This window comes from Streptomyces sp. WELS2 (assembly GCF_013870595.1).
In the GTDB taxonomy this organism is placed as follows: Bacteria; Actinomycetota; Actinomycetes; order Streptomycetales; family Streptomycetaceae; genus Streptomyces.
Window position 1 is genome coordinate 1 of sequence record NZ_JACBWZ010000852.1, and the last position, 2,556, is coordinate 2,556.

Here is a 2,556-nt window from a genome sequence, read left to right on the forward strand (position 1 = left end):
CCCTCGGACCTCGTCAACGCCGGGCAGGTGCGGGACAGCGTGCTCTTCCCCGGTGTGCGGGTCGGCGCGGGCGCCCGGGTGCGCCGCAGCGTGGTGCTGCCCGGCGCGGTGATACCGCCCGGCGCCGACATCGACGGTGCGGTCGTCCTGGAGGACGGACGCGTTCAGCACGTTGCCGAAGGAGTGAGCGCATGACCCTGCCCGAACACCACACCCGCGCACAGCGTCCGGCCGACCACGACTACGACGTCCTGGTGGTCGGCGGGGTCGGCGTGGACACCATCGTGCGCGTGGACGAGCTGCGCGTACCGCCGGGCGACTCGGTCTTCGTGGAGCCGCTGATCGACTACGTCGGGCACACCGGCAACGGTGTCGCGCTCGGCTGGCACGCGCTCGGACTGCGCACCAAGTTCATCGACTTCCTCGGCGACGACCCGCAGGGCCGCATGGTGCTGGAGCACTACGCCCGCCAAGGCCTCGACTTCAGCCATCTGATCTCGCCGCACGGCACCCCGCGCTCGGCGAACCTCGTGGACCCGCAGGGCCGCCGCTTCTCCTTCTACGACGGCCGCCACCCCGCCGACCTCAGGCTGCCCCGCGACTTCTACCTGCCCTTCCTGGAGCGGTCGGCCCACGTCCACCTGTCGATCATCGGCCACAACCAGGACATGTACGAGGACGTCCACCGGCTCGGCGTGACCAGCTCCACCGATCTGCACGACTGGGACGGGCACAATCCGCACCACCGTCACTACGCCCTCAACTCCGACTACGTCTTCCTGAGCGCGGCGGCGATCCACGACCGGCTGGAGAGCGTGCTGCGGACGATCGTCGACGAGGGCCGGGCCCGGTTCGTGGTCGCGACCGACGGCGCCGACGGCTGCCATGTGCTGGAGCGCGGCGCCACGCGGGTCCGTCACTTCCCCGCGGTGCGGCCCGAGCGGCCGGTGGTGGACAGCAACGGCGCCGGGGACGCCTTCGTCACCGCGTTCCTGCACTCCTGGTTCGAGGGCCGCCCACTGGAGGAGTGCGTGCTGAGCGGTTCGGTGGCCGGCGCCTTCGCGTGCGGGAGCGTCGGCACCCACACCGAGTTCATCGACCTGCCGGGGCTGCGCGCGGCCGGCGCGCGCGCCGCGGCGAACCGGTGAGGGAGCAGGCCGTGCACGTCATCCATTTCGCCTTCGAGTGCGGCGGGTTCGACAACCGCTTGATGCGCGGCGGGCTGTCCCCGCTGGTGTGGAACCTGTCGCGGGAGTACGCGGCACGCGGTCACCGCGTCTCGCTGGTCACCCCCGCCCACGGGCTCCTGGAAGAGCTGCGGCGGGACCATCCGGTCGAGGACCTCCCCTACGTCCACGAGCACCGCGTGCCGCTGGTGCCGGATCCCAAGGTGTGGCCGGACCACCCGGCGGAGACCGGCCTGGACCTCACCACCCGGGCGCACCGGCTGCGCAGGGACGGCGTGGACGTGTACTTCCTCTCCGACGCCTGCCTGGACCTGCTCCCCGACCGGCTGTATCCGCCGCCCGGCACCGAGGGCAAGGACCTCGCGTACTTCAAGCCGCTGGTCTTCCAGGTCGCGGGCGCCCACTTCATCCGGCGGTACCTGGGGGGCGGTGAGGCCGTGGTCCACGGCTTCGAGCCGTACTACCACTATCTGCTGCCGACGCTGTTCGCGGGCGATCCGGCCCTGCGGACGGTGAGCACGGTCGCGGCCAACGCGCCCGTCGCCCAGGCGGTGTACCGCCCGCAGGTGGAACGGCTGCTGGACGTGTTCGGCGTCGACGCGGACCTGGACGCGTTCGCGGCGCCGCTGCCCGCCGAGGACAGCCCGGAGGCGATCATGGCGCGGGTGCTGGCCGGCACCCGGATGCACGTCGAGGCCGGCCCGGACCACATCGCGATCCTGCCGATGATCCTGGCCCACGCCGATCTGGTCGACTTCGTCTCGCCGGGCCAGCGCGACCACTACAGCACCTTCCGGGACACGCCGTTCGAGTCGCTGTTCCGTGCCCTGCCGGTGTCCCGGACGCTGCGCGAGCGGGCGCCGAAGCTCTTCACGGGGGGCTGCGGGATTTCCGACGGCTGGCTGGCACGGGATCCGGGCGCGGTGGACCGTGAGGCGGTCCTGCGGGGCCTGGGTCTCGACGCCTCGCTGCCGGTCTTCTACCACGCCGCCCGCTACGCGGTGCACCACAAGGGGCAGCTGGAGCTGGTCCGGGCCGTCGAGGAGGTCCTGGCCGGCGGCACCGAAGCCGCGTTCGTGCTGCGTTTCGCGACCAACGGCGGCGGAGGGACGGCACCGGCCGCCAACGCCTACTTCCAGAGTGTCGCCGACCGGTTCCCGGGCCGTGTGCACCTGGACTGGCGCCTGGCCGACGAGGACACCCTGTTCGAGCAGGCCGCGTGTGCCGACTTCTGTGTGTTCCCCTCCAAGTTCGAGCTCGACGGCTTCCTCATCGCCCAGGCCGAGGCGATGGCGTGCGGCGCGGTGCCGATCGCGACCGCGCAGAGCGTCACCGCGCACTTCGGGCACGCGCTGCCGGTGGACGACCC

At 72.1% G+C, this 2,556-nt stretch carries 2 protein-coding genes and 1 pseudogene; all 3 read left to right on the plus strand.

Annotated features, from left to right (window positions below; translation table 11 throughout):
• Positions 1-195, plus strand: a pseudogene (locus H5J33_RS30775) (1-epi-valienol-1,7-bisphosphate-1-adenylyltransferase); the annotation flags it as partial.
• Complete coding sequence (locus tag H5J33_RS30780) at positions 192-1,148, plus strand: carbohydrate kinase family protein (RefSeq protein WP_181798052.1); 957 nt, start codon at positions 192-194, stop codon at positions 1,146-1,148. The pseudogene H5J33_RS30775 and the gene H5J33_RS30780, both read left to right, overlap by 4 nt.
• 11 nt (positions 1,149-1,159) lie before the next feature.
• Positions 1,160-2,556: glycosyltransferase (locus H5J33_RS30785; RefSeq protein ID WP_181798053.1), on the plus strand; the 1,397-nt coding region annotated here is incomplete at its 3' end.

Coding starts and splice junctions, on each gene's coding strand:
- H5J33_RS30780 (WP_181798052.1), top strand. CDS start 192: ATGACCCTGCCCGAACACCACACCCGCGCACAGCGTCCGGCCGACCAC.